Annotated in this window: 25 protein-coding genes; 15 read left to right on the top strand and 10 right to left on the bottom strand. The window is 68.2% G+C overall.

Translation table 11 applies throughout. The features are described 5' to 3' along the window. Positions 1 to 100 precede the first annotated feature (100 nt). From ACFWIW_RS26970 to ACFWIW_RS26980, 3 genes are read left to right on the top strand one after another with little or no spacing between them, the layout of a single operon-like run. Positions 101 to 1,147 carry a Rieske 2Fe-2S domain-containing protein gene (locus ACFWIW_RS26970; RefSeq protein WP_378371026.1) on the top strand — a complete coding sequence of 349 codons (1,047 nt, stop codon included), beginning with the start codon at positions 101 to 103 and terminating at the stop codon, positions 1,145 to 1,147. Next, positions 1,144 to 1,335 carry a hypothetical protein gene (locus ACFWIW_RS26975; protein ID WP_378371027.1) on the top strand — a complete coding sequence of 64 codons (192 nt, stop codon included), beginning with the start codon at positions 1,144 to 1,146 and terminating at the stop codon, positions 1,333 to 1,335. The genes ACFWIW_RS26970 and ACFWIW_RS26975 overlap by 4 nt, the downstream gene beginning before the upstream one ends. Then, positions 1,332 to 2,291, top strand: a complete 960-nt coding sequence (locus ACFWIW_RS26980) for a PDR/VanB family oxidoreductase (protein WP_378371028.1) — start codon at positions 1,332 to 1,334, stop codon at positions 2,289 to 2,291. The genes ACFWIW_RS26975 and ACFWIW_RS26980 overlap by 4 nt, the downstream gene beginning before the upstream one ends. Positions 2,292 to 2,350: 59 nt before the next feature. On the opposite strand, the gene ACFWIW_RS26985 is transcribed toward ACFWIW_RS26980, so the two are convergent. The 4 genes from ACFWIW_RS26985 to ACFWIW_RS27000 form a co-directional block, all read right to left on the bottom strand. Next, positions 2,351 to 2,824, bottom strand: a complete 474-nt coding sequence (locus ACFWIW_RS26985) for a carboxymuconolactone decarboxylase family protein (RefSeq protein WP_378371029.1) — start codon at positions 2,822 to 2,824, stop codon at positions 2,351 to 2,353. Between the two features lie 90 nt (positions 2,825 to 2,914). Beyond that, positions 2,915 to 3,502, bottom strand: a complete 588-nt coding sequence (locus ACFWIW_RS26990) for a TetR/AcrR family transcriptional regulator (protein ID WP_378371030.1) — start codon at positions 3,500 to 3,502, stop codon at positions 2,915 to 2,917. Between the two features lie 167 nt (positions 3,503 to 3,669). After that, complete coding sequence (locus ACFWIW_RS26995; RefSeq protein ID WP_378371031.1) at positions 3,670 to 4,206, bottom strand: hypothetical protein; 537 nt, start codon at positions 4,204 to 4,206, stop codon at positions 3,670 to 3,672. A 107-nt stretch (positions 4,207 to 4,313) separates the two neighbouring features. Further along, positions 4,314 to 5,549, bottom strand: coding sequence for a PucR family transcriptional regulator (locus ACFWIW_RS27000; RefSeq protein ID WP_378371032.1), 1,236 nt, complete (start codon positions 5,547 to 5,549; stop codon positions 4,314 to 4,316). A 175-nt stretch (positions 5,550 to 5,724) separates the two neighbouring features. Between ACFWIW_RS27000 and ACFWIW_RS27005 the strand changes: the two genes are divergently transcribed. From ACFWIW_RS27005 to ACFWIW_RS27040, 8 genes are all read left to right on the top strand, one after another. Next, entirely contained in the window at positions 5,725 to 7,257 is a 1,533-nt protein-coding gene (locus ACFWIW_RS27005) for a flavin-containing monooxygenase (protein ID WP_378371033.1), read from the top strand. Next, positions 7,250 to 8,173 (top strand): alpha/beta fold hydrolase, encoded by a 924-nt coding sequence (locus ACFWIW_RS27010; protein ID WP_378371034.1) that lies wholly within the window; start codon positions 7,250 to 7,252, stop codon positions 8,171 to 8,173. Before ACFWIW_RS27005 ends, ACFWIW_RS27010 begins: the two co-directional genes overlap by 8 nt. A gap of 21 nt (positions 8,174 to 8,194) precedes the next feature. Continuing rightward, positions 8,195 to 9,541 carry an NAD(P)/FAD-dependent oxidoreductase gene (locus ACFWIW_RS27015; RefSeq protein ID WP_378371035.1) on the top strand — a complete coding sequence of 449 codons (1,347 nt, stop codon included), beginning with the start codon at positions 8,195 to 8,197 and terminating at the stop codon, positions 9,539 to 9,541. 52 nt (positions 9,542 to 9,593) lie between these two features. Next, the gene (locus ACFWIW_RS27020; protein WP_378371036.1) at positions 9,594 to 10,985 is read left to right on the top strand and encodes a flavin monoamine oxidase family protein; all 1,392 of its coding nucleotides are present in this window, start codon (positions 9,594 to 9,596) and stop codon (positions 10,983 to 10,985) included. Next, positions 10,982 to 11,686, top strand: coding sequence for a transporter (locus tag ACFWIW_RS27025; RefSeq protein ID WP_378371037.1), 705 nt, complete (start codon positions 10,982 to 10,984; stop codon positions 11,684 to 11,686). Before ACFWIW_RS27020 ends, ACFWIW_RS27025 begins: the two co-directional genes overlap by 4 nt. 364 nt (positions 11,687 to 12,050) lie before the next feature. Next, on the top strand, positions 12,051 to 12,380 hold the full coding sequence (locus tag ACFWIW_RS27030; RefSeq protein ID WP_378371038.1) for a hypothetical protein: 330 nt from the start codon (positions 12,051 to 12,053) through the stop codon (positions 12,378 to 12,380). Next, positions 12,307 to 13,023, top strand: coding sequence for a hypothetical protein (locus ACFWIW_RS27035; protein ID WP_378371039.1), 717 nt, complete (start codon positions 12,307 to 12,309; stop codon positions 13,021 to 13,023). The genes ACFWIW_RS27030 and ACFWIW_RS27035 overlap by 74 nt, the downstream gene beginning before the upstream one ends. Next, positions 13,020 to 13,886 carry a hypothetical protein gene (locus tag ACFWIW_RS27040; RefSeq protein WP_378371040.1) on the top strand — a complete coding sequence of 289 codons (867 nt, stop codon included), beginning with the start codon at positions 13,020 to 13,022 and terminating at the stop codon, positions 13,884 to 13,886. The genes ACFWIW_RS27035 and ACFWIW_RS27040 overlap by 4 nt, the downstream gene beginning before the upstream one ends. Here ACFWIW_RS27040 and ACFWIW_RS27045 read toward each other — a convergent pair. From ACFWIW_RS27045 to ACFWIW_RS27070, 6 genes are all read right to left on the bottom strand, one after another. Then, positions 13,883 to 14,869: an acyl-CoA desaturase gene (locus ACFWIW_RS27045; RefSeq protein WP_378371041.1), complete on the bottom strand. Its 987-nt coding sequence runs from the start codon at positions 14,867 to 14,869 to the stop codon at positions 13,883 to 13,885. The genes ACFWIW_RS27040 and ACFWIW_RS27045 overlap by 4 nt on opposite strands. Before the next feature lie 187 nt (positions 14,870 to 15,056). After that, positions 15,057 to 15,257 carry a cold-shock protein gene (locus ACFWIW_RS27050; RefSeq protein WP_378371042.1) on the bottom strand — a complete coding sequence of 67 codons (201 nt, stop codon included), beginning with the start codon at positions 15,255 to 15,257 and terminating at the stop codon, positions 15,057 to 15,059. A 283-nt stretch (positions 15,258 to 15,540) separates the two neighbouring features. After that, the gene (locus ACFWIW_RS27055) at positions 15,541 to 15,957 is read right to left on the bottom strand and encodes a Fur family transcriptional regulator (protein WP_378371043.1); all 417 of its coding nucleotides are present in this window, start codon (positions 15,955 to 15,957) and stop codon (positions 15,541 to 15,543) included. Beyond that, positions 15,954 to 16,775, bottom strand: coding sequence for an ABC transporter ATP-binding protein (locus ACFWIW_RS27060; RefSeq protein WP_378371044.1), 822 nt, complete (start codon positions 16,773 to 16,775; stop codon positions 15,954 to 15,956). Before ACFWIW_RS27060 ends, ACFWIW_RS27055 begins: the two co-directional genes overlap by 4 nt. Then, on the bottom strand, positions 16,775 to 17,854 hold the full coding sequence (locus ACFWIW_RS27065) for a FecCD family ABC transporter permease (RefSeq protein ID WP_378371045.1): 1,080 nt from the start codon (positions 17,852 to 17,854) through the stop codon (positions 16,775 to 16,777). Before ACFWIW_RS27065 ends, ACFWIW_RS27060 begins: the two co-directional genes overlap by 1 nt. 13 nt (positions 17,855 to 17,867) lie before the next feature. Further along, on the bottom strand, positions 17,868 to 18,887 hold the full coding sequence (locus ACFWIW_RS27070) for an ABC transporter substrate-binding protein (RefSeq protein ID WP_378371046.1): 1,020 nt from the start codon (positions 18,885 to 18,887) through the stop codon (positions 17,868 to 17,870). A 254-nt stretch (positions 18,888 to 19,141) separates the two neighbouring features. Here ACFWIW_RS27070 and ACFWIW_RS27075 point away from each other — a divergent pair, with 254 nt between their 5' ends. The 4 genes from ACFWIW_RS27075 (at position 19,142) to ACFWIW_RS27090 (ending at position 23,772) form a co-directional block, all read left to right on the top strand. Further along, the gene (locus ACFWIW_RS27075; RefSeq protein WP_378371047.1) at positions 19,142 to 20,536 is read left to right on the top strand and encodes an alanine racemase; all 1,395 of its coding nucleotides are present in this window, start codon (positions 19,142 to 19,144) and stop codon (positions 20,534 to 20,536) included. Positions 20,537 to 20,565: 29 nt separating this feature from the next. Further along, positions 20,566 to 21,543 carry an ornithine cyclodeaminase gene (locus tag ACFWIW_RS27080; RefSeq protein ID WP_378371048.1) on the top strand — a complete coding sequence of 326 codons (978 nt, stop codon included), beginning with the start codon at positions 20,566 to 20,568 and terminating at the stop codon, positions 21,541 to 21,543. Positions 21,544 to 21,604: 61 nt separating this feature from the next. Beyond that, positions 21,605 to 22,747 carry a histidinol-phosphate transaminase gene (gene hisC / locus ACFWIW_RS27085; RefSeq protein ID WP_378371049.1) on the top strand — a complete coding sequence of 381 codons (1,143 nt, stop codon included), beginning with the start codon at positions 21,605 to 21,607 and terminating at the stop codon, positions 22,745 to 22,747. Next, positions 22,744 to 23,772, top strand: a complete 1,029-nt coding sequence (locus ACFWIW_RS27090; RefSeq protein WP_378371050.1) for a PLP-dependent cysteine synthase family protein — start codon at positions 22,744 to 22,746, stop codon at positions 23,770 to 23,772. Before hisC ends, ACFWIW_RS27090 begins: the two co-directional genes overlap by 4 nt. The last annotated feature ends 221 nt before the right edge of the window (positions 23,773 to 23,993 follow it).

Here is a 23,993-nt window from a genome sequence, read left to right on the forward strand (position 1 = left end):
TCTTCCATCTTTTGGAAAGGCCCTTCGGTGCGGCCGGTCGCTCCCGTCAGGCTGGCCTCAGCTTCCCGGCTCCGGCCTCAAGGACGAGGAGACACCGACCATGACCACCACCATCCCGCGGGACCAATGGTACGTCGCCGCCTACAGCACCGAGATCAAGCAGGAACTGTTCTCCCGCACCATTTGCGGTGAGCCCATCCTCTTCTGGCGCACCCGTGGCGGCGAGGTCGCCGCGATGGCCGACCGGTGCGTGCATCGGCGCTTCCCGCTTTCGCAAGCACCGTCGAGGCTCGTGGACGACCAAGTGGTCTGCGGATACCACGGCTTCACCTACGGCACCGATGGCAAATGTGTCTCCGTTCCGGGGCAGAGCCGCGTCCCGCGCACCGCTCGCCTGCGGCAGTACCCGTTGGTGGAGCAGGATTCCCTGGTCTGGGTCTTCATCGGTGACCCAGCCGGGGCAGAGGTGTCGCGTATCCCGCGCGTGCCGTATCTCGATTCGCCGGACTACACCACCGTCCGGGGAATGGAGCCGCTGAAGGCCCGATATTCGCTGCTGGTCGACAATCTCCTCGACCTGTCACACGAGACGTACCTGCACGGCGGGTACATCGGCACGCCGGAAGTGGCGGCGACGCCGATCACCACGGAGGTCGACGAAGACGCCGGCGTCGTCTACGTCTCCCGCCACATGGACGACGCCGAATGCCCGCCGTTCTACGCGAAATCGACGGGACTCCAGGGCAGGATCGCGCGCTGGCAGGACATCGAGTACACCCCGCCGTGCCTGTACAAACTGCACAGTCGTATCGCTCCGCCCGGCTCGGTCCCGCGCCGCGACGGGAGCGACCCGGACGCCTTCCACGTCGAGGTGGTGTACGCGATCACCCCGGAGACCGAGCACTCCACCCACGACTTCTGGGCCGTCGCCCGCGACTTCGCCCTCGGTGACCCCGAAGTGTCGGAGTTCCTCGCCGAGAACAACCGCACCGTGGTGATGCAGGACGTCGTGGCGCTCGATGTCCTGGAGCAGGTCGTCGCGGCCGAGCCCGAGGGCTATCAGGAGCTGTCGGTCAACATCGACACCGGTGGCCTCGCGGCCAGGCGGATGCTCCAGCGCATGGTCACCTCCCCGGCCACGGCATGACCGGCGTACCCGCGAACCGGCCGATGCTGTCCGGCGACCGCGTGTACCGCATCCATTGGGTGCTGGGCACGGACCGGCTGCGAGCGGTCTGTCACTGCTCGGCCGAGCGCGAGTTCGAGGACCCCGTCCAGCTGTGGGAATGGCTGCTCGGCCATCCCGGCGGACACGACACGAGGCGCCGCCGATGAAGAACGCACCGCACCCCGGGCACGAACTGGACCTGGTGCTCGACCGCAAGGAAACCGTCGCCGACGACGTCGTCCGGCTGACCCTGCGGCATCCGGACGGGCTCCCCCTTCCCGCCTGGGAGCCGGGTGCACATCTCGACCTCGTACTGGAACCCGGCCTCATCCGCCAGTACTCGCTGTGCGGTGATCCGCGGGACTCCTCGCTTCTCCAGGTGGCGGTGCTCCGGGAAGAAGCCGGACGCGGCGGGTCGCGGTACGTGCACGATGCCCTCGCCGAGGGCCAGCGAGTGCACGTGCGCGGCCCTCGCAACCACTTTCCGTTGGTGGAGGCCAAGCGCTACCTGTTCATCGCGGGCGGTATCGGCATCACGCCGATCCTGCCGATGATCACGCGGGTGGCCGAGGCAGGCGGCGATTGGCGGCTCGTTTACGGCGGCCGCACCCGCTCGTCCATGGCCTTCCGCGACGAACTCGCGCGCTACCCGGAGCGGGTCGACATTTGTCCTCAGGACGAACGCGGCCTGCTCGACCTGGCCACCCTGCTGGACGAAGACGCCGATACGGCGATCTATTGCTGCGGACCGGAAGCCCTGCTCGACGCCGTCGAACGGCAGTGCGCGAACCGGCAGGCCGTCGTCCCGCACGTCGAACGATTCGCGGCGAAGGAGGGCTCCGCCGACGGCCCCCGCGCGGCCTTCGAAGTCGAGTTGGCGCGGACCGGCGCGATACTCGAAGTTCCCGCCGATCGCTCCATCCTCGACGTCGTCGAAGAATCCGGGGCCGAGATCCTTTCTTCGTGCCGGGAAGGCACCTGCGGCACGTGTGAAACCCCCGTGCTGTCCGGAAAGCCGGATCACCGCGACTCGCTTCTGACCGGAGAAGAACGGGACGCCTGCGACACGATGATGATCTGCGTGTCCCGTTCCCGTTCACCCCGTCTTGTCCTCGACCTGTGACAAGCGCTGCCGTTCTCCGGCCTACCGGTCGTGCGGTCTCGGCGAATTCGTACTGTCCGTCAAGGGCGCTTCCACTCCTGCCCTTCCCACGCGGGGTCGAGCGGGGTGTGGGCGATGTGGTTGGTGTAGTTGGACAACGTCTTCATGCCCACACCGAGGATCACATCCATCACATTGCGCTTGGTGTAACCCGCGGCCAGGAATTCCTCGACTTCCTCATCCGGAACCCAGCCCTGGCCCGCCACCATCGACGCGGTGAAACGCCGCGCGGCGTCCAGCTTGTCGTCGGCCAGCGGCTTGCTGTCCCGCAAGGCGGCCACCGTGTCACCGTCCACACCGGACTTCAAGGCCAGGGTGGAATGCGCGGCGACACAGTATTCGCAACCGTTCTGGACGCTGGCGGTGATCCAGACGACGTGCTTCGCCCTGACCGGAAGGGACGACTTCCCGAACAGTTCCGCCAGTGCGTTGTATCCGGCCAGCAGCTCAGGCGACTCGGCCATCACCGCGTTCAGCGTGGTGATGAAACCCATGCGTCGCTTCGCCGACTCCAGGTGGGGCCGGGAGTCTCCGGGTGCGCTGGTTTGGTCGTGAAGGGTGAACTGAGGCATTCAGGGCTCCTTTCAGGCGGCCAGCAGGCCGATCGTGGCCGACGCGGCTTCCTTGAGCGTTTCCGGTTCCGCGCCCGCGCGGGAGCGGAGGTTGACGCCGTATGCCAGTAACGCCAGCATGTCGGCCGCCGCGGCCGCCGGCACCTCCGGCCGCACCTGGCCCGCCGCCGCCGCGTGCTCCACGGCGGCGCACATCGCGGCACGCAACTGGTCGTGGTGCAGATGCAAGACAGCACGAACGTCGGGGTCGTCGTTCTCGCCGTTCGCGTGGGCGTTGGAGATCATGCACCCCCAGCGCGCGTACTCCCCGGAGCACCGGGTGGTGATCAGCCCGTCGAAGAAGTCCGAGATCGCCGGCAAGCCCCGGGTGTCCTCGGTGAGCCGTCGCATGATCGGCTGGGAGCGCCGCGCGACATAACGGCGGAGCGCCGCCACGTAGAGGTCGTGCTTGCCGCCGAACGTCGAGTACAGGCTCGACCGGTTCACCCCGGTCGCGGTCACGATGTCCTGTACCCCGGTGGAATCCACACCCTGGCGCCAGAACAACCGCACGGCGGAGTCGAGTACCGCGTCCGGGTCGAAGTGCTTCACATCGGGCATACCCACCCTCGCTATCTTGAAACGTTCGTTCCAAGATAGCGGCCTTTCCGGCAGTCCGCAAATGGGCTGAAGAACCAGGTTTCACGCCGACGGGAGCATTCACCGGCCCGGATGCCGTCCGCTTCGGCGAACGACCAGGAGCCCCGGGCAACGCAGGCAGGGAAGCGTCAGTGGCCGATTTCGCGGCGCGGCTCGAGCGGGCCGAGCCGGATCACCCCGCTGTAGGGATCACCGCCGGGGATGCCGTCGTCGGCGGTCGCGGCGGGTATCGGCCGGGACGTATCCTCCTTGCCGGGGAGCGGTATGCCGAACTGCGCACGGATCTTGTCGAAGTCGGGGTGCAGCACCGCGGGCGCCGATTCCCCGGTCTCGTGTGGCAGGACGCCGTACGTCTTCAGCAGATTGACATGCTTGTCCCGCTCATCGGCCACCACACCTTTCCGGTAGCCGATGAGCGCCATCAGCACCGCGCCGACGGCAACCACCAGGACACCCACCGATCCCGGCAGGTTGCCGTCCGCGTCCGTGAACCAGGCCCCGGCCACGGCCACCGGCACCGATAACGAGGCCGTCATCAGACCGTCCCAGAATTCGTGTTTCCGCCGGAAATGACGGACGGCACGCTGGTGCTCCGCCTTCGCGTCGGCGGGCAGCGGGTACTTGTACGGGTAGGGCGGCCCGGACGGGTCTGGGAACTCCTCCACGAGGTGAGATTACGTCCAGAAGCGCTTCACGGACGTGAGTCGAGCGAAATTGAGACCACCGGCGGATGGCGGCCGCGGGCAGACGGTCGGTTGCGCACTTCGTGAGCTCAGCCGGGGCTGATCGCCATGATTTCCGGGGCGATGTCCAGCACCAGCAGCGCGGCCGCGACATGGGTGGGGTTGTTCTCGACTTTGACGACCGAGAGCTCGTTGGCGCGCGAGACGCGTCGCTCGACGGTATTGCGGTGGGCGTAGAGGTTGGCGGCCGCCCGGGTGGTGTTGAAGCCGCACTGCACGTAGGTGAGGAGTGCCTGCCGTAGTGCGAAGTCGGCTTCGGCCAGCGGGCCGAGGGTGCTGAGGACGAACCGGCGTGCGCCGGCGCGATCCTTCGTGAGGGCGTCGATCAGCTCGACGTCGGCGTAGGCCGTGAATCGCCGGTCGGATCCGAGCCGGACGATCAGCGACTGGGCCGACAGTGCGCCTTGGTGGCTGGACCTGAACCCGTCGAGCCCGCGTCCGGGCCTGCCCACCGCTACGCGGACCTCGTCCGTCGTCGCCACGATCTTCTCGGCCGGATGCAGGTCCGGGGTATCGGCTCCCGACAGCCAGATCCAGCGCGACGTGGTACTGGCACGGGCGACCAGCGTGCTCCGACCCTCCTCAGAGGAGCGCAGGGCCGCGATCGCCTCGTCCAGTGCATCCTGACGGCCGGGATCGTCGACCCACAGCACGAGACCCACATGCCATCGCGCCATGCGGTAGCGCAGGCGCTCCTCGGCGAAATCCTCCGCCATCGGCGCCCCGCTGGCGATCATCTGAATCAGGGCGATCGCCTCGGCGTCCGCGTTGCCCATCGCGGCGGCGAGGCCGGCCTCGCGGAGGGTCGCGACCGAATCGAGGGCATACTGCATCAGCGACTTCGCCGACACGTCCAGGACGTCCACGAGAAGGTCCCGGTCCGCGCAGCGCGCAGAGCATTCCTCCAGCCATCGGCGCCAGCCGATCCCCAGCGCGGCCCGCCATCCCGCGGCGAAGTCGGGTGCGATGCCGCGGGCCACTAGATCTCCGATGTACGCGGTGATCCGCGGGCCGATGTAGGGCTCCACCCGCCGCCCAGGGTGCTGAATGTTCGAGGTCAGCCACTGGACGAGATCCGAATGGTTGAGGTCGCGGTCCTCCTCGCCCAGAGACGCGTCCGAGAGCACGGCCGGGTCGAACTGCACCCGGCGGGCGGACGCGGAGAGGGCGTCGGCCAGTGCTTCCGCATCCGGCAGGAGTCGCTGGCACACGGACCGGATCGCCTCGGCGGCCTCGGGGGTCGGCGGGGGCCACAGCTCTTCCATCCCCGAAGTGTGCCCTCCCTCCGGCGAGTCGGCACGGCATGTGCCGCGCTCGTCGGGAGGAGTGCATCGTGCACCGGCCGCGGGCGAACCCTGTGCACGGTGTCGTTGTGACCGGAGTCGCGGCTGGCGACAGTGGACGCCACATCAGCAGCCGGCTCGGCGAGGAGAGGCAGACATGACAGCTGAGAGGTCGGACGCGATCGAGGAGTTCGACGTCGTCGTCATCGGCGCGGGGATCTCCGGAATCGGCGCGGCGACGTATTTCAGCCGGGAACTGCCCGGCAAGTCGCTCGTCGTGCTGGAGGGCCGCGACAACATCGGCGGCACCTGGGATCTATTCCGCTATCCGGGCATCCGGTCGGACTCGGACCTGCACACCTTCGGCTACGAGTTCAAACCGTGGCGCCACGAGGCCGCGATCGCCGACGCTCCGCTGATCCGGGAGTACCTCCGGGAAACGGTGGAGGAGAACGATCTGGGGCGGCTGATCAGGCTGCGCCACCGGGTCGTCCGGGCGGAATGGTCCACAGAGGACTCTCGTTGGACGCTGCGCGTCGAGGCGTCGGATCCAGCCACAGGGTCGATCACGACGAAGACGATCCGGGCGGGCTGGGTGTTCGCCGCCACCGGATATTACCGGTACGACAAGGGTTTCACGCCGGAGTTCCCCGGTCGTGACGACTTCGGGGGGACGATCGTCCATCCGCAGCACTGGCCGGAGGACCTCGACTACCGCGGCAAGAAGGTCGTCGTCATCGGCAGCGGCGCGACCGCGATCACGCTGGTGCCCGCCATGTCCACCGGGCCGGACGCGGCCCGGCACGTCACGATGCTGCAACGCACCCCCAGCTACATCTTGGGGCTTCCCCGCGTCGACCGGGTCGCCACGACCCTGACGAAGCTGCTGGGAGAGAAGCGCGGGCACGCCGCGACGAGGTTCAAGAACATCTGGGTCGAGCACGGAATCGTCAAGGGCCTGCGGGCGTTCCCGAAGATCGGGCGAGCGCTGATCCGGCGGGAGAACATCAAGCGGCTGCCCAAGGGATTCGACGTCGACAAGCATTTCAACCCGCCGTACGACCCGTGGGACCAACGATTGTGCCTGGCCCCGGACGGCGACTTCTTCGACGCGATCTCGGCGGGCACCGCCTCCGTCGTCACCGACGTCATCACGAGGTTCAGCGAACGCGGCATCGTCCTGGGATCGGGCGAGGAGCTGGAAGCCGACATCATCGTCACCGCGACCGGGCTGAACATGCGGCTCTTCGACGGAATGCCGATCGTGGTCGACGGTCGCGAGGCCGACATCGCGGACTCGGTGTCCTACCGCGGGATGCTGCTGAGCGGGATTCCCAACTGGGCGATGGCGATCGGCTACACGACCTCGTCCTGGACGCTCAAGGTGAGCCTGATGTGCCGCTATTTCATCGACCTGGTCCGGCACATGGACGCCAACGGCTACGACCGGGTGGTCGCGGTCGCGTCGCCGGGGATGCCGTGCAAACCGGTCATGGACCTGCAGGCCGGCTATGCCAAACGCGCCGAGAGGCGACTGCCCAAACAGGGGCAGGCGGCCCCGTGGCGGATGGCGATGTCCTTCCCCGAGGACGCCAAGGCGCTGCGCGGCCCGGTCGCCGACGAGCACCTCGAGTTCGGCACCGCCCGGCCGGTGGCGCTGCCCGGGGACAGGCGGTCGGCTCATGTCTGAAGCGAACGCCGACCAGTACGCGGCGCTTCCGTCCGGCACGACGATCTGCTTCCGCGACCACGGCGATCAGGCCGACCCCGCGATCCTGCTCATCGCGGGGCTGGGCGAGGACCTCACCTTCTGGCCCGGCTCTTTCGTCGGTGCGCTGGTGGACCGGGGTTTCCGGGTCGTCACGATGGACAACCGCGACGTCGGCCAGTCCACGTTCGTGGCCACCCCGCCGCCCGCCCTGTGGCGCCAGCTGCTCGCACGCCCCCGAAGTGACGCCTACTCGCTGGCGGACATGGCCTCCGACACCGTCGGCGTCCTCGACCATCTCGGGATCGAGCGGGTTCACCTGGTCGGCCGCTCCATGGGCGGGATGATCGCGCAGACCGTCGCCGCGGCCGAACCCACCCGGGTCCTGTCCCTGACCTCGATCTTCTCGACCACGGGCGCGAAGAAGGTCGGCCGACCGGCGTGGTCGACGATGCGGCTGCTCGCCGGCCCCCCGGCGCGGACCAGGACCGCGGCGGTACGCGCCCACCTGCGGATCACCGGCCACATCGCCGGAACGGGATATCCCATCGACGACGCGGCCGAGGCCGCCGTCGCGGCAGGTGGCTGGGACCGGGCCGCCGGTGACCTGGCCGCGGGCACGGCCCGGCAGATCCAGGCGATCCAGGCGTCCGGGGACCGGACCGCCCAGCTGAGCCGGATCACCGCCCCCACCCTGGTGCTCAACGGCGACCGGGACCGGCTGGTCGCCCCCAGCGGCGGCGCCGCGACGGTGAAGGCGATCCGCTCCGCGCAGCACGTCGTCATCCCCGGCATGGGGCACCACATTCCCGAGGCCCTGGTCAAGCCCATCACCCAATACATCGCCGAACACGCCAAACGCGTGTCCGAAGGGGGAAACCATGTCCGGCTCTCCTGAGCGGAAAGCGAGCGCGGCCTCATGAAGATCGACAACGTCGAGTACAGCACTTTCAGCGGCTGGATCGACCCGCCCGCGGACGTCCTCCCCAGCCTCGACGGCGACCTCACGTGCGAGGTCGCGGTCATCGGCGGCGGTATGGGCGGCATGGCGACGGCTCTGCGGCTCGCCGAGCGCGGCCAGGACGTGGCGCTGCTGGAGGCCGAGTTCTGCGGCTACGGTTCCAGTTCGCGCAACGGGGGCCAGATCGCGAGCGTCCCGGGCGGGGATCTCCGTCTGCTGAGCCTCTTCTACCCCGGGAAAGTGCCCGGCATGGTCCGGCTGGCCGAGAATTCCGCAAGCTTCGTGGAAGATCTCATCAAGACCCACGACATCGACTGCGACTACGAACCCAACGGCCTGGCGTTCGCCGCCGTGGGACACGGGCAGATGCTGCGAACGCGGACCTTGGCGGCGATTCTCCGGCGCGCCGGCGGACGCGGTCACGTCGGCACGAGCGAGGAACTCGGCATTCCCCGCACCTTCGTCGGCGGCATGCGCGAGGCCGTGGGCGGAATGCTGAACCCGGGCAAGCTGAGCCGCGGAGTACGCCGCGCCCTGGTCTCGTCGCCGGCCCGGGTCTTCGAACGGACCAAGGTCACCGATGTGCGGCGTCACGGCGGCGAGGTCGTGCTCTCGACCCCCGGCGGCACCGTGCGCGCGAACAAGGTGGTGCTCGCGACGAACGCCTACTCGGGAGAGTGGGACATCACCCCCGAACGTCTCTCGGTGCCGATGTGGCTCATCGAGATGGAGACCGAGCCGATCGCTCCGGAACGCCTCGCCGCGCTGGGTTGGAGCAGCCGGTCGGGAGTGATCACCCAGCACCAGGTCATGGAGCATTACCGCCTCACCGCGCGGGGCACCATCGTGTTCGGCGTCCGGCGGGTCGAGCGCGGCATGACCTATCCCCTGCCGTCGAAGGCCCCGGACCGGAAGCTGGTCGAAGAACTCGCCGGTGCGTTCGCGACCCGTTTCCCGGCCCTCGCCGACGTCGCCGTGGAACGGGCGTGGGGCGGCTGGATCGCGATCACCTCGTCGTGGCTGTCGATCGCCGGCCGGATCGAGGACGACATCTACTACTCGATCGCGTGCAACGGGCACGGGCTGGCCCAGGCCCCCTACGTCGGGTCGCTCATCGCCGACCTGATCGTGGACGGGTCACGGCACGAGGATCTCGACGGCATTTGGGCGGAGAAACCGAAGTTCCCTCCCTTCACGATGGTCGGCCCGCGCGGCCTGCGCATGGTGTGGGCACTCGACCGCTTCACCGATCTGATCAACGGCAGCCGGCGCCGCGCTCTTCGAGCCGCCGCTCGGGCGCGCTGAGTCACGCAGTACCTCTCGCAGCACGCGAACCGCGTGGGCAAAGGAGAAAAGCATGTCGAGTTCTCGTAAGGCAGGCTCCCCAGCGTCAGTCGACGTCGTGGTCGTCGGCGCCGGATTCGCCGGCCTGAGCGCCGCGGAGCGGCTCGTGAGCATGGGCCGGTCCGTCCTCGTCCTGGAAGGCCGCGACCGCGTCGGCGGCCGATCGCTCTCCGGCGAGGTGGCCGGGGTACGGGTCGATCTCGGCGCGACCTGGGTTTCCCGGCGGCACACGGCGATCCGCGACCTCGCGAGCCGGGCCGGGTGCACCACGATCGGTCAGTTCGACAAAGGACGCAACGTCCTGTGGGCGGCCGGACGGCGCCGCACCTACCGGGGCACGATTCCCACGGTCTCGCCGGCGGCGCTGGTCGACATGGCCCGCGTGCAGCTGGCGCTGAACAAACTGGTCGCGAGCATCGACGTCGACGCGGCCTGGGACTCCCCCGAGGCCGGTCGGCTCGACGCGATCTCGTTCGGCGAATGGCTCGACCGGAAGAACGCGCTGTCCGCCACCCGCGCCTTGATGACCATCGTCAGCAAGGTGCAGTGGGGATGCGGTCCGGGCGACGTCTCGCTGCTGCACGCGTTGCGCTACATCCGCGCGGCGGGCGGAGTCGACCACATGCTCGACGTGGAGGGCGGCCAGCAACAGGAACGGTACGCCGAAACCACCCAAGAGATCGCGAAACGGGTCGCCGGGCGGCTCGGCGACCGCGTCGTCCTCGGGACGCCGGTCCGCCGGATCTCCCAAACCGGCGACGGCGTCACGATCCGCACCGATTCGGCGGAAATCAAGGCGAAGTACGCGATCGTCACGGTCGCGACGGCGCACCGCGCCGGGATCGGCTTCGACCCCGCCCTGCCCGAGCGGGCCGAAGGGCTCGCCAAAACGTGGCGTATGGGCGTGCTGAGCAAGGCGTTCGTCGCCTACGACAAGCCCTTCTGGCGGGCCGACGGGCTCTCGGGCGAGGCACTGACCGACACCGGGGCCGTGTTCATCACCTTCGACGTGTCACCCGAACCCACCGGGCCGGGCATCTTGATGACGTTCTGCGACCCCCGCGTGTTCGACGGCTTCGACCTCGAACATCGGCGCAGCAGGGTCGTCCAGCAGCTCGTCCAGCTGTACGGCACGCGAGCGAGCACGCCCATCGACTACCTGGACCATTGCTGGGGAACAGAACCGTTCGCCCCGGGAGGCCCGAATCCGGCCGTCGCCCCGTACGCGACCACGAGCTACGGCCCCGCGCTCACCGAACCGCACGGCCGCGTCCACTGGGCGGGCACCGAAACCGCGGGCGAGTGGGCCGGAACCATGAACGGCGCCGTCCTGACCGGCCAGCGCGCCGCCGAGCGCGTCGCGGCCGCCGTGGCGCGTGAGTCCCGAGAGGTGGCTGTGCGATGAAGGACGCGCTCTTCCTGCTCGCCGATGTGTGGATGATCTTCGCCGGCTACTTCTTCGGCTGGAAATTCATCCGCCGCTACGGCAATTACCTGCTCGGTCTCGAATGGATGGTCGTCGCGACCTCGGGCACCAACTTCCTGCTCTGGTCGTTGCTCGGCGGCAGCCCGGACAGCCTCCTGTACGACGTGGCGTACTTCTTCGACGCCTTCTCCCGGTCGGTCGGCATCACGCTCATCCTCGTCCTGGGCCTGATGAAGGTCACCCATCGCTACAAGCCGAGTCTCGCCGTCGACGTCGGCGTGTTCGCCTTCGCCACCGCGGCCGGGCTGTTCCTCCGCCAGTTCCACGGCGAGGATCCGCGCGTCGACCACCTCGCTTTCGCCGTCGCCACGTTCTACGTCGTGGTCAACCTCGTCACGGCGGTCTTCCTGGCGTACTTCGCCAAGCGGCTCTGGAACATCGGCGCGAAACGGCAGGCGTTCTGGACCGGGCTGGTGACCGCGGCCGCCACCACCATCGCGATCACCTACGACTTCTTCCCCTTCCCGTTCGACGACGCGAACCGCACGATCTTCTACACCGCCGCGCTGGCGACCTGGGGAACCCAGGGATTCGTCTATTTCTTCGCCTACCGGGCACTGCACAACCACAACGTGGCCTCGGGCGCGAAGACGTCACAGGAAGCGGGTGCGTCGTCATGACCGCGAACACGCAGCGGACTCCGGACCACCACTCCGGAAGGGATGCCGCACCGCGGTTCGTTCATGCGCTCCGGCAAAGTCCGCCGCGCCGGTCGTGAACGCCGGCCGCCGCACAACGTCCGACTGATGCCAGCATGTCCGGCTCGCGCAGTGGTCGTGAGTGCTTTTGGCCGTCAGAAAAACACTCACGACCCCCGCACAAAGCGCCCAATCCGACGAGAACGACGAGACTTAAGTCCTTTGTGGACGATTTCGAGGCAGTTCAGGTCCCACGGGCGAGCCTCGGCATGCTCGTCGATCTCGCGGTCAAGGCGCTCGCGCCCGTGATACCGGGCCAGGTCGCGGCGGCGAGCCACGGGACTCGATGATCGTGCGGTTCGCCGGGCACAACCCGCGGGCCGGGGAACCGTTCGTCACATTCGAGGCGACCGGCGGCGGCTGGGGCGGCGAAACCGCGTTGATCGACAACGTCAACGGGTCACCGCGCGATCTGCCCATCGCCCGCGACATGCTCAAAGCCAACAGCCTGCGCGTCCGGAAGGGGGACGTCCGGGACATTTCACCCGCTTGGCTGAGTCACATCCGGATCGTTCCGTGCGACTACTCCATTGGGAGGCACGATGAGATCGACGAAGGCACTGTCGATGTTGGCGGCGGTCGCGTCGACCGTGGTGGTCGGGTGCGGAAGCCATGACGACTCCGGCCGCGGCGAACCGACGCTCGATCCGACGTCGTACACCACACCGCCGACCGAATCCACCGGCCAGACCACCGGTGCGACCACCGGCGGGTCGTCCGGCGGGAAGATCATCCGTATCGGCGGCCCCAACGCCGAAAACCGCAACCCCAGCACCCCGTGGCCGGACATCTACGTGAACACCAACCGTTACGGGTGCACCGAACGGCACAACAACCGCGCCGACGTCCCGGTCACGATCACCGGCGTGCGGATCGTCGGCCGGGGCATCCGGCTGGTCACGGCGTGGGACCAGTGCACGAGGATGGGGTACACGAACCCGGTCGATCACGGTTGCGAGGGCCGCATCCTGCAACCGGACCCGGCCAAATCCGGCCGGGGATGTCTGCTCGCGCTGTACGCCGACAAGTTTTCCGGGGCCCGGCAGCAGGTCGTGCTGCGCCTGACCTTCCAAGCGGTCTGCCGCTCGGCGAAGGAAAAGCCGTGTGGCCAGGTGCCGGCGGCGAAGCTGCCCGCCACGGTCCAGTGGACCGCGGACGAGACCGTGACCGCACGGGACGATGGTCGCGGCGGAGTCACGACGTCGAGCCCGCCCGGCTCCACGTCGAACACTCCCAGCACGACGACGTCCACCTCGTGAACGACGAGGCCGAGCCGTCGAGCCCATGGCTGCACCGGCTTTCCCAGTTCGCGTCCATCGCGGCGCCGACCAGCATCGCGGCGGCCCTGCTGTTCTATTTCGGCTACGTCGCGACTTACGCGCGGTACCTGTACTTCGGCGTGGACCTCACCGCGCTCGACCTGTCGACGACGGAAGTGGTGCTCCACGGCGCCGAAGCGCTGTACGCGCCGCTCGCCGGGCTCGTGGTGCTCGCCCTGGCCGTCCACCTCACGGTACGCGGAGTCCGGCGGGCGCTCGCCCGGAAAGCGTGGTCACGCACGCTGCGGGTCGTCGCGATCGTGCTCGTGCCGGTGGGCGCGATCCTCTTCGGCCGCGGGGTCGTCGGGGTTCTGTGGCCGGAGGTGTCACACACCGAATTCCCCGGTGTCACGCCGGTCAGCCTCGGATTCGGCCTCCCGCTCGCGGCGATCGGAGTGTGGCTGTCGCGGGCGGTGCGCGGGCGCGAACGCCGTCCGGGCGGGATGGTGGTGATCGCCTGCCTGACACTCATCGCGCTGCTCGGCGTCTTCTGGGCGACGAACAGCTTCGCGGCCGCGTATGGCCGGGGAATCGCCGAGACCGTGGGCACACGGATCGCCAAGGAACGCCCGGCGGTCGTGCTCGACACCGAAGAGCCACTCCACCTGAACCTTCCGGGCCTGCAGGAGCGACTGCTGCCTAGCGCCGAAGGAGACAAGTTCCGCTACCGCTACCGCGGACTGCACGTGCTCACCGAAGCGGGCGGGAAGCTGCTTCTCGTCACCGCGGAGCGGAACGGCCGCTCGGGCACGATCGTCGTGCCTTACGACGGTTCGGCCCGCATCCTGTTCGTGCCGAGCTAGCCGCCCGGCTGGGGCCTCGTCCCTCGTGCGGGCGTTTCGCCGAGAAGACCGCGTTCCAGTTTGCCGACTCCATGGAGTGACAGGGCGTGGCCGGGGTTGAGTTTGCGGCTGAGCCGGTCGGCCTTGGGCCAGCGGACGTCGGTCGCCCAGCCCGCTTTCTCGAACAACCAGATCAGGCGTGCGGAGATGTCCAGCTGACCCCGGCGGACCCCGTGCCGGGCACCGGTCGGATCGGCGTGATGAGAGTTGTGCCAGGACTCACCCATCGAAGCGATGGCCAGCGGCCAGAAGTTCGCGGATTTGTCGCGGGCGGCGAACGGGCGGTCGCCGATCAGGTGACACAGCGAGTTCACCGACCAGGTGACATGGTGCAGCAGCGCCACCCGGACCAGGCTCGCCCAGAAGAACGCGGTGACCGCGCCCCACCACGACAAGGTGATCACGCCGCCGAGAACGGCGGGCGCGAGCAACGTCACCACGGTGAGCAGCGGGAACAGCCGATCGATCCGGGCGATGTCACGGTCGGCGAGCAGATCCGGGGCGAACCGTTGCGCGTTGGTCTTCTCCCGTTCGAACAGCCAGCCCATATGGGCGTGCCAGAAGCCTCGGGCCAGCGCCGCCGGGGTGGTGCCGAACCGCCACGGGGAATGCGGGTCGCCCTCGCGGTCGGCGAAGGCGTGATGCCGCCGGTGGTCGGCCACCCAGCCGATGACGGGGCCCTGCATGGCCATGCTGCCCGCGACCGCGAGGGCGATCCGCAGGCCGCGGTTGGCCTTGAAAGCCCCATGAGTGAAATAACGGTGGAAACCGATGGTCACCCCGAGACCGGTGAGGAAATAGAACCCGGCCGCAAGACCGAGATCCACCCACCCCAGACCCCAACCCCACGCGAACGGGACAGCCGCGGCCAACGCCACCAAAGGCACCACCGCGAACAACTTGACGAGAAAGTTTTCGGTATCGGTCTGCTCCCCGGACAGCATGGGCAGAGGGGCACGCTGCCCATGTTTTCGGGGAGATTCAACTGTTCGTGTCATGCTCGATCGCTCTTTCCAACCTGTCTTCTTCGTGCCTGGGCGACCAGGGAACGGATACCCGCTGATGGCGGCGCCAAACGCGCGAAAGGGCGGGACACCCGTACGGCGTCCCGCCCTGGTGATCGTGGGGTGATCAGACGATGCGGACGTTGCTGGCCTGCAGGCCCTTCTGCCCCTGAGTGATCTCGAACTCGACGTGCTGGTTCTCTTCGAGGCTGCGGAAACCGCCGCCGTCGATCTCGGAGTAGTGCACGAACACGTCCGGGCCCTCCGCCGGGGCGATGAAGCCGAAGCCCTTTTCGGCGTTGAACCACTTCACAGTGCCTTGAGTCATGAAAAATACTTCCCTTACAGGCGTTCACTTTCGCGGGCCCGGCGGTCGCCGAGCCAGGGCCGGAGGTTCAGACGACCACTGCTCCAGCTTGCCCTGCAAGAAAGAAGAGAGGCGCCCGCGACAACTTCTGTGCGAGCGTGCCCTGAAGAACACGAACACTCAAAACGTTCGACCATGGGGTACAACGACGGCCTGCCGGGAATTGTTCCCGCCGTGCCCGCCTGATCCGGTGCCGGAATCCCGGACGGCGCCTCCCGAGTTTCGCGTGCGACCCCGCGCGCGGTCAGCGGGCGCATCGGGCGCAGACACCGGAGACCTCCACGGTGTAGGCGACGTCGGAGAAGCCGTGTTCGCCTGCGATCCGGCGGGCCCAGGCCGCCACGGCGGGGCCCGCGACCTCGACCGCGTGCCCGCAGGATCGGCACACGAGGTGATGATGACGGCGGCTCGAGCGTCGCCGGTAGACGGCCTCGCCGTGGTCCAGACGCAGCATGTCGGCCTGCCCGGCAGCCACGAGGGTCTGCAAGGTCCGGTAGACGGTAGTGAGGCCGACGTCCTCGCCGCGCTCTCTCAGCAGTTCGTGCAGGTGGCGGGCGGATCGGAAACCCTCGATCTCGTCGAGCAGGCGCACCACCGCTGTCCGTTGCCGGGTGGTGCGCCGCCCCGGCACGGAGGAGTCGAGGGTGTCCCGGCCGTTCATGTCCCGTCGCCGGCGGTCACCCGCCCGCGTGCCCCGCCGGCCACTTTCCCGGCGGCGGACAGATAGGTGACGCGGAGGGCGCCCGTGGTGGATTCGCGGTCGATGACCACGTCGACGCCGTAGACCGACTCGATCAAGGGGGCGGTCAGCACGGTCTCGGGTGCGCCCGCCGTGACGACCTGCCCGTGATCGAGGATGACGACGTGGTCGCAGTAACGGGCGGCGAGGTTGAGGTCGTGCAGGGCGACGACACAGGTGACCCCCAAAGTGGTCAGCAGGTCGAGCAGTTCGAGCTGATGCCGGATGTCGAGGTGGTTGGTCGGCTCGTCGAGGAGGATCTCGAGCGGCTCCTGCGCGAGAGCGCGGGCGAGCTGGGTGCGCTGTTTCTCGCCCCCGGAGAGGGTGTGCCAGCTCTGGTGCTCCTTGTCGGCGATGTCGACCCGTGCCAGCGCCGCGTCGACGATGTGCCGATCGCGTTCGGTCAGCGCGTCGAAACGGCCACGGAAGGGGGTGCGGCCGAGTTCCACGACCTGGCGGACGCTGACGTGGCTGTGCGCGGTCACGTCCTGCTCGACCACGGCGAGCCGCCGGGCGAGCACGCGGCGGCCGAGGTCGCGCAGGCTGGAATCGTCGTAGAGGACGGTTCCCGTGTCGGGGCGGCGCAAGCCGGCGAGCAGGCGGAGCAGGGTGGACTTGCCCGAGCCGTTGGGCCCGAGCAACCCGACGATCTTTCCGTCGTGCGCCGCCAGGTCGATGTTGTCGAGCAGCCGGTGCCCCTTGACCGACCAGGACAGTTCGTTGGCGGTGATACGCCCCATCAGGACTCCAGACGCTTCAGGACCAGCGCGAACGCGGGCGCGCCGAGCAGCGCGGTGATGACGCCGGCGGGTAGTTCGTGCGGGGAGAACACGGTGCGCGCGAAGGTGTCCACCCAGATGAGGAAGATGGCGCCGACGATCGCCGACAGCGGGAGCAGGAGGCGGTGCATCGGACTCGCCAGGATGCGGACGGCGTGCGGGATCAGCAGCCCGATGAAACCGATCGCACCGGAGGACGCCACCGCGGCCGCGGTGATGACCGAGGTCAGCACCATCAGCCAGATCCGGGCCGCGGTGACGTTGATCCCCAGCGCGGCGGCGGAGTCCCAGCCGAAGGTGAAGGCGTCCAGTGCCGGCGCGAAGAACAGGATGGCGAACACGCCGGCCAGGATGATCACGACGGTGACGGTCACCCCCTCCCACCGGGCACCGGCCAGCGTGCCGAGCAGCCAGTAGGTGAAGCCACGGGTGGAGTTCGCGTCCCCGCTGACCATGAGGATGACCGACGTGACCGCGGCGAAGAACTGGGACACGAGCACGCCGGTCAGCACCACCCGGGAAGGACTGGCCACCCGCCCTCCACCGAGCAGTGCCAGCAGCAGGCCGAAGGAGACCAGACCGCCGACGAACGCCCCCGTCGAGAGGGAGATTCCTCCGCCGACGCCGAGCAGGAGAACGGCCACCGCGCCGGTGGACGAACCGGAGGACACCCCCAGCAGATACGGGTCCGCCAAAGGGTTCCGGGTGATCGCTTGCAGCACCGCGCCGGCGACGGCCAACGCCGTGCCGACGGCCGCGGCGAGCAGCACCCGAGGGAAGCGGGACTCCCAGATCAGGGCGTCCAGCAGTCTCGGCAGCGGCGGTGTGGGGGCCATCCCGTCGAGGCCGACATGCCGCAAGATCACGGAAACCACGTCGAGGGGACCGATCTCGGCACTCCCGAACAGGGACGCCGCGACGATCGACACGAGCAGCCCCGCGGCGGCCACGAAGAAGAAGAACACCGTCGGGACACGCCGCGGGCGCGCCGGAACCGCCCCGCGGTCCGTGCCCGGGGTCTTGGCTGAACTCGTCGTCATAACGGCAGGCTGCTCACGGGATTTCGTTCAGGGCGTCGACGAGCGCGGGAACCATTCGCACGCTGCCGTAGCTCGGATCCATCTGCGCGCCGGGGAGGGTGATGAACCGGTTGCCCGCCACGGCGCCGAGCTTGCTGGTGAGTGGATCCTTCTTGAGGAGGTCGAGCTTCTCCTGCACGGTGTCGTTGGGCTCGCCGCGGGTCAAGTCGGCCAGGATGATGACGTCGGGATTCCGGGCGGCGACCTCGTCCCAGCTCACCTCGGCCCATTTGGTCGACGCGTCGTCGAAGATGTTCTTCACCCCCACGAGTTCGGAGACGCGCTGCGGCAGCCCACCGGGGCCTGCCGCCCACGGGGTTCCCGCGTAGGTGGAGTAGAACCACATCACCTTCAGTGGCTTGTCCCGCTTCTTGACCTTGCCGAGCGCCTTGTCCACCACGGCCTGCTGTTCGGACGCCAGCTTCTCCCCCGCGGCCGGCACACCGAAGATCTTGGCCAGCCGCCGGTATTCCTCGTACAGCATCGGGAAGTCGGCGTTGGCGACGCTGACGTGCTTGGCGCAGTCGAACTCGGTCACGTAGGTCGGCACGCCCAGCTTGTGCAGCTGCTCCCGTTCACCGCCCTGTGCCGCGGTGAGGAAACTCGCGAAGGAGCTGTAGACGAAGTCCGGCTGCGCCTCCAGCAGCTTCTCGTGTTTGATCGTGTCCTTGGGTGCCGACAGGATCGGGATCTTCTTGTACTGCTCGGCGATATCGTCCGGCACCTTGAAGTTCTCGTAACCCGATCCGACGATGCGGTCCCCCACTCCAAGATGGATGAGGATCTCGGCGGCCGTCTGGTTCATCGTGACCGCTCTCTTCGGCGCCGCCTCGAAGGTCACGTCGATGCCGCAGTTCTTGATGCTGAACGGATAGGCCGTCGCCCCCGGTTGCGCCGCCGCTTCCCGCCCGCCCGCTTCGGAGGCCCCGCCGCCCGCACAGCCCGCGAGCGCGACCAGCATCGCCGCGGTCATGACACTGATACCCGATTTCATTTTCATTAAGCGCACGATAGCAGGACACGCGCGGACAGCGAAGAGTCTCGGCGGTGATCGCGACGAGGTCACAGATGACGCGCGGGGAGCAGCGCAGCGTCTCCGGCCACAGGGCGGGAACGGTGGCGATCGACCCATCACGAGCCGTTTTCCCTTGCCTCCCAGCGACATCGACCACCCATGCCGCCCGGTCACAGGCGACCGGTCGGCCTATTGCACATGATAACCATTTGCAGTAGAACAAGGATGTGCCCATGCCTCGACAAGGACAAGGGTCCCTGCTGACCGCTGTCCCACCCTTCCCGCTCACCGCTCTCCGACATCCCGCCGTCTCCTCGCTCCTCGACGATCACCGGACCCTGCTGACCGAACTTCTGGACGGCCTGGGGTCGCCTCTGCACGTCGTGCTGCCGGAGGTCTTCGAGGAGAACATCACCGGTCTCCGGCAAGCGTTCGCCGAGACGGGGGCCGACGTCGACATCCTCTTCGCCAAGAAGGCGAACAAGGCGGACTGCTTCGTCTCCTCGGCCGCCGCCCTCGATGCCGGAATCGACGCCGCCAGCGCGCCCGAACTGGTCAAAGCACTGGCCGGCGGAGTGCCCGGCCACCGGATCGGCGTCTCCGGCCCGGAAAAGGACGACGCCCTGCACTCTCTCGCCGTCCAGCACAACTGCCTGGTCGCGATCGATTCGATCAGCGAACTCCGCAGGCTGGCCGCGACGGCCCGGCTCGCCCAACGGCGGGTCCGGGTGCTGCTGCGATCCCGGACGGCCGGTCAACCAGGCAGCCGCTTCGGTATGGCCGAGGCCGAACGCGACGCGGCCGTCGGCCTGTGCCTCGACCTCTCGGACCATGTGCGTTTTCAAGGCTTTTCGTTCCACCTGAACGGTTATTCACCGGAGGAACGCGCGACGGCGGCGAACGAGATGATCGAGCACTGCCTCGACGCCAGACGGCGAGGCGCCCTCTCCGCCGAAGTGGTCGACATCGGCGGCGGGTTACCGATGCGCTATGTCGAACCGCGGCTCTGGGACGAGTTCCTCCTGCAGAACGAGCCCGCCCACTACCACGGGACCAAGGCCGCCAAAGGCTTCTACTTCTACCCGTACGGCGGGCAGCCGACCGCTCAGGCGGCGCGCACGCTCATGGACCACCCCGTCGACGGTAACGAGAGCCTGTCGGCCAAGGCGGCCCGCAACGGCATCCGCTTCATCGTCGAGCCCGGCCGGTCCATGTTGGACCAGGCCGGTTTCACCGTGTACCGCGCACAGCAGGTCGACGACCGGCGGGACACCGACGGGTACGCGATCGTCACCGTCGCGGGCAACAGCCTCAGCCTCAGCGAACCGTGGTTCAACACCGACTATCTCCCGGATCCCGTGCTGCTCTCCGCCGAACCCGCCGCCGACGAGTTGTTCCCGGCCTGTGTCGCGGGTTCGACCTGTCTGGAGAACGACATGGTGACCTGGCGGAAGATCGGCTTCCCCCGGCCCGTGCGGCCCGGCGATCACCTGGTCTATCTCAACACGGCCGGTTACCACATGGACTTCCTCGAATCACGGTTCCACGACACCCCGCTGCCGTCGAAGGCCGTCATCCGGCTCGGCGACGGCGGCACGCCACCACGCTGGCGACTCGACGGAATCTGAGCGGCCTCGAAACAAAGGAGAAATCCCGAATGTCACAGAGCTACGCCGAGCCCGGCCAGTTGTGGTTGCTGCCGCAGTCACAGCAAGAAGGGCTGGACTTCGACTACCGGCAGGTGCTCAAGGTCGTCGAACAGGCCTACTGCGCGGTGCGTGAACGTGGATCGGACAGCCCGGTCAAGACGATCATCGAAGACCCGGACGACCACTCGCTGAGCTATTCGATGGTGGCCAGGGACGCCGCCAGCGACACCGTGTGTTTCAAGGCCGTCTACGAGTTCGATCCGAGCCGCCGGCGGGACGAATACCGGTTCCACTCCTTCATCTTCATCGCCGACGACACCACCGGGGCGCCGATCGCGCTGATGGACGTGGTGAAGCTCGGGCCGTTGCGGTCGTCGGCCACGAGCGCGTTGTTCGCCCGCGCCGCCTGCCCGGACGCCCGCAGCGCCCTGGTCATCGGTACCGGCGTGCAGGGGCAGATCGCCCTGCCGATGCTGCTCGCGGCGTTGCCGGACCTCGAGCGCCTGCAGGTGTTCGGCACCTATCCCGAGGGATTGCGCGCCGTACAGGACAGCGTCGAGGGCCGCGAAGTCGAGATCGTCGACGACCTGGAGAAGGCAGCGGGCCAAGCCGACATCCTGATCGGCACCTCCGGCCTGTCCGTGACGCAGACGGTCCAGCGTGACTGGGTGAAACCGGGATCGATCTCCGTGCTGCTCGGATACGGCGTACACGACGTGTTCCACGGCGCGGACTACCGGATCGCCACCAACACCACCCAGATGCACGTCACCTGCGGCAAGCTGCGTGCCCCGGACGGCAGCCTGCCACCGGTGGACGCCGAACTGCCGGACATCCTGCTCGGCCACACGCCCGCCCGGCGGGACCCCGGCGACGTGGTTTTCGCCTACAACAGCGGGATGGCGGTCACCGACGCCGCGCTGGGCCGGTACATCGCCGATCTCGCGCTGGCGGCCGGGCGCGGGGAAAGGGTCAACTTCTGGTGAGCACCGGCACGATCGAGACCGGCGCCTTCCCAAGGCCCCGGCATCCGGGGGCGATCGTCCCATGAATCACGTCCTCGCACCGGCGACCTCGCACTCCTTGGTACGCCAAGAGGTTCTGGGCCTGCCGGCCTACGATCCAGGCGCCGACCCGGACGAGGTGGCCCGGGTCGGCGGCACCGGCCGCGTGATCAAATTGTCCAACAACGAGAGCCCGTTCGGTGTCTCTCCGGCGGTCACCGAAGCCATGCGGCTGCGCTTGGCCGACGGTTTCTCCCGCTATCCCGATCCCACCGGCAAACGGCTGGCCGAGGCCATCGGGCGGAAGCTGGGCGTACCGGCCGACCACGTCGTGCTCGGCAACGGTTCGGAGAACATCCTGGAACTGCTGTGCCAGGCCGTACTCGATCCGGGTGACCTGGTCACCACCCAGGCGCCGGGGTTCAGCCTGCACGAGATCTTCCCGCGCATGATGGGCGCCCGGGTCGAAAAGGTCCCGGTCACCGCCGGGTTCGGCTTCGACGCGGGCGCCTGGCGCGACGCCCTCGCCGCGGGCCCGAAACTCGTGTTCCTCGCCAATCCGTGCAACCCGACCGGCGCGATCCTCGACGCCGGCGAGTTGGAGCGCGTCGTGGCCGACACACCCGAGTCGGCCTTGCTGGTGCTCGACGAGGCCTACTGCGAGTTCGCCCGTCCCGATCCGGAGTACCCCGACGGGCTGGCGGTGCTGCGCGGGCAGGACCGGCCGTGGATCGTGCTGCGCACTTTCTCGAAGGCCTACGGACTGGCGGGCATCCGGGTCGGGTTCGGCGTCGCCTCGGACGCCGGCCTCGTCCACGCGCTGAACCGGGTTCGTACTCCCTACAACGTCAACCAGCTGGCCCAGGAGGCCGCGGTCGCCGCACTGGGCGATCACGCGCATCTGGCGGACACCGTCCACCGGACCCGCCTCGAGATCGCCAGGATCACGGATCGCTTGCGCCGCACGGGGTTCCGCGTGGCGCCGTCCTCGGCCAACTTCGTGTTCGTCGACACGGACCACGGCTCCGACCGGGTGGCGAAGGAGCTGCACCGCGCCGGAATCATCGTCAAGGCGTGGCGCGAGCCGGGATACGAGACCTTCATTCGAGCCTCACTGTCGACCCCCGAAGAGAACGACGTCTTCGTCAGGTGCCTGACGGAGATCTGCGCGAAGGGCAAGCGATGATCAAGGACAGGGTGTCCGATCTGGTCGGGCGAACGCCACTGATCAGACTGGCGGTGGCGGACGGGGCGGGAACGGTCCTGCTGAAGATGGAGCAGTACAACCCCACCGGCACCGCCAAGATCCGGATGGCCAGGAACATGGTGGACGAGGCCGAGGAGCAAGGACTGCTCGCCCCCGGCGGCTGGCTGGTCGAGGCCACGTCCGGCAACACCGGGATCGGTTTGGCGCTCATCGCCGCCGAACGTGGCTACAAGTTCACCGCCGTGGTGGACAACCACGCCAGTGTCGACAAATTGCGCGGCATGCTCGCCTACGGCGCCGAACTGCTCAATGTCTCCGGAGACGAGGACGGCCTGGCCACCGCCGAACGCTACGCCACGGCGCGACGGCTCGCCGCCGAACAGGGCGCGTTCTGCACCGCGCAGGACAGCAATCCGGGAAACCCCAACGGATACCGGCCACTCGCCCGCGAGTTGCGTGACGACCTTGGCCGGGACATCGATTACCTGTTCGGAGCGGTCGGCACCGGCGGTTCACTCTCCGGCACCGGCCGCGCCCTGCGGGAGCACATCCCGGATCTGAAGATCATCGGTGTCGAGCCGGTGGGTTCCATCGCTTTCGGCGGCGAAGAAGCGCCTTACCACCAAACCGGCACCGGAACACCGGAAGTCTCGGAAATCTGCGACGTCCTCGACTACGAGCTGATCGACGAAGGGATCAAGGTCAGCGACTCGGAAGCCTTCGAGACGTGTCGCTATCTGGCAAGGAATTTCGGCATCCTGATCGGCGGCTCGGCGGGCGGCGTGGTCTACAAGGCCCTGGAACGCGCGCGGACCGCCGGGCCCGAGACCACCATCGTCGTCCTGGTGTGCGACGGCGGCGAAAGGTACTTGGACACCGTGTACAACGACGATTGGATGGCTGCCAAGGGCCTGTTCGACGAGCAGGTCGCCGACCGGCTCGCCGCCATGCTGCGGCCCGCCCCGGCCGACGCCATCAGGAAGGCGCCCGCCGAAATCCACTGAATCACCGCAGATCGACGAGCTCGCCCGTTCACCGCCGTGAACGGGCGAGCTCGCTTTTCACGGGCCGGGTGCTGCCGCAGTGGCGAGTGGGGGGGGTTTGCGGCGGTTAGGCGGCCGCAAACGACCCCCAACCGGGGGCAAACGCCCCCAACGGGGGGTTAAAAAAGGAGTTTGGGGGGGGGCCCAAAACCGGGACCCCGCACAGACGGATGGGGGCGCGG

Source organism: Amycolatopsis sp. NPDC058340 (assembly GCF_042723975.1).
Classification (GTDB): Bacteria; Actinomycetota; Actinomycetes; order Mycobacteriales; family Pseudonocardiaceae; genus Amycolatopsis.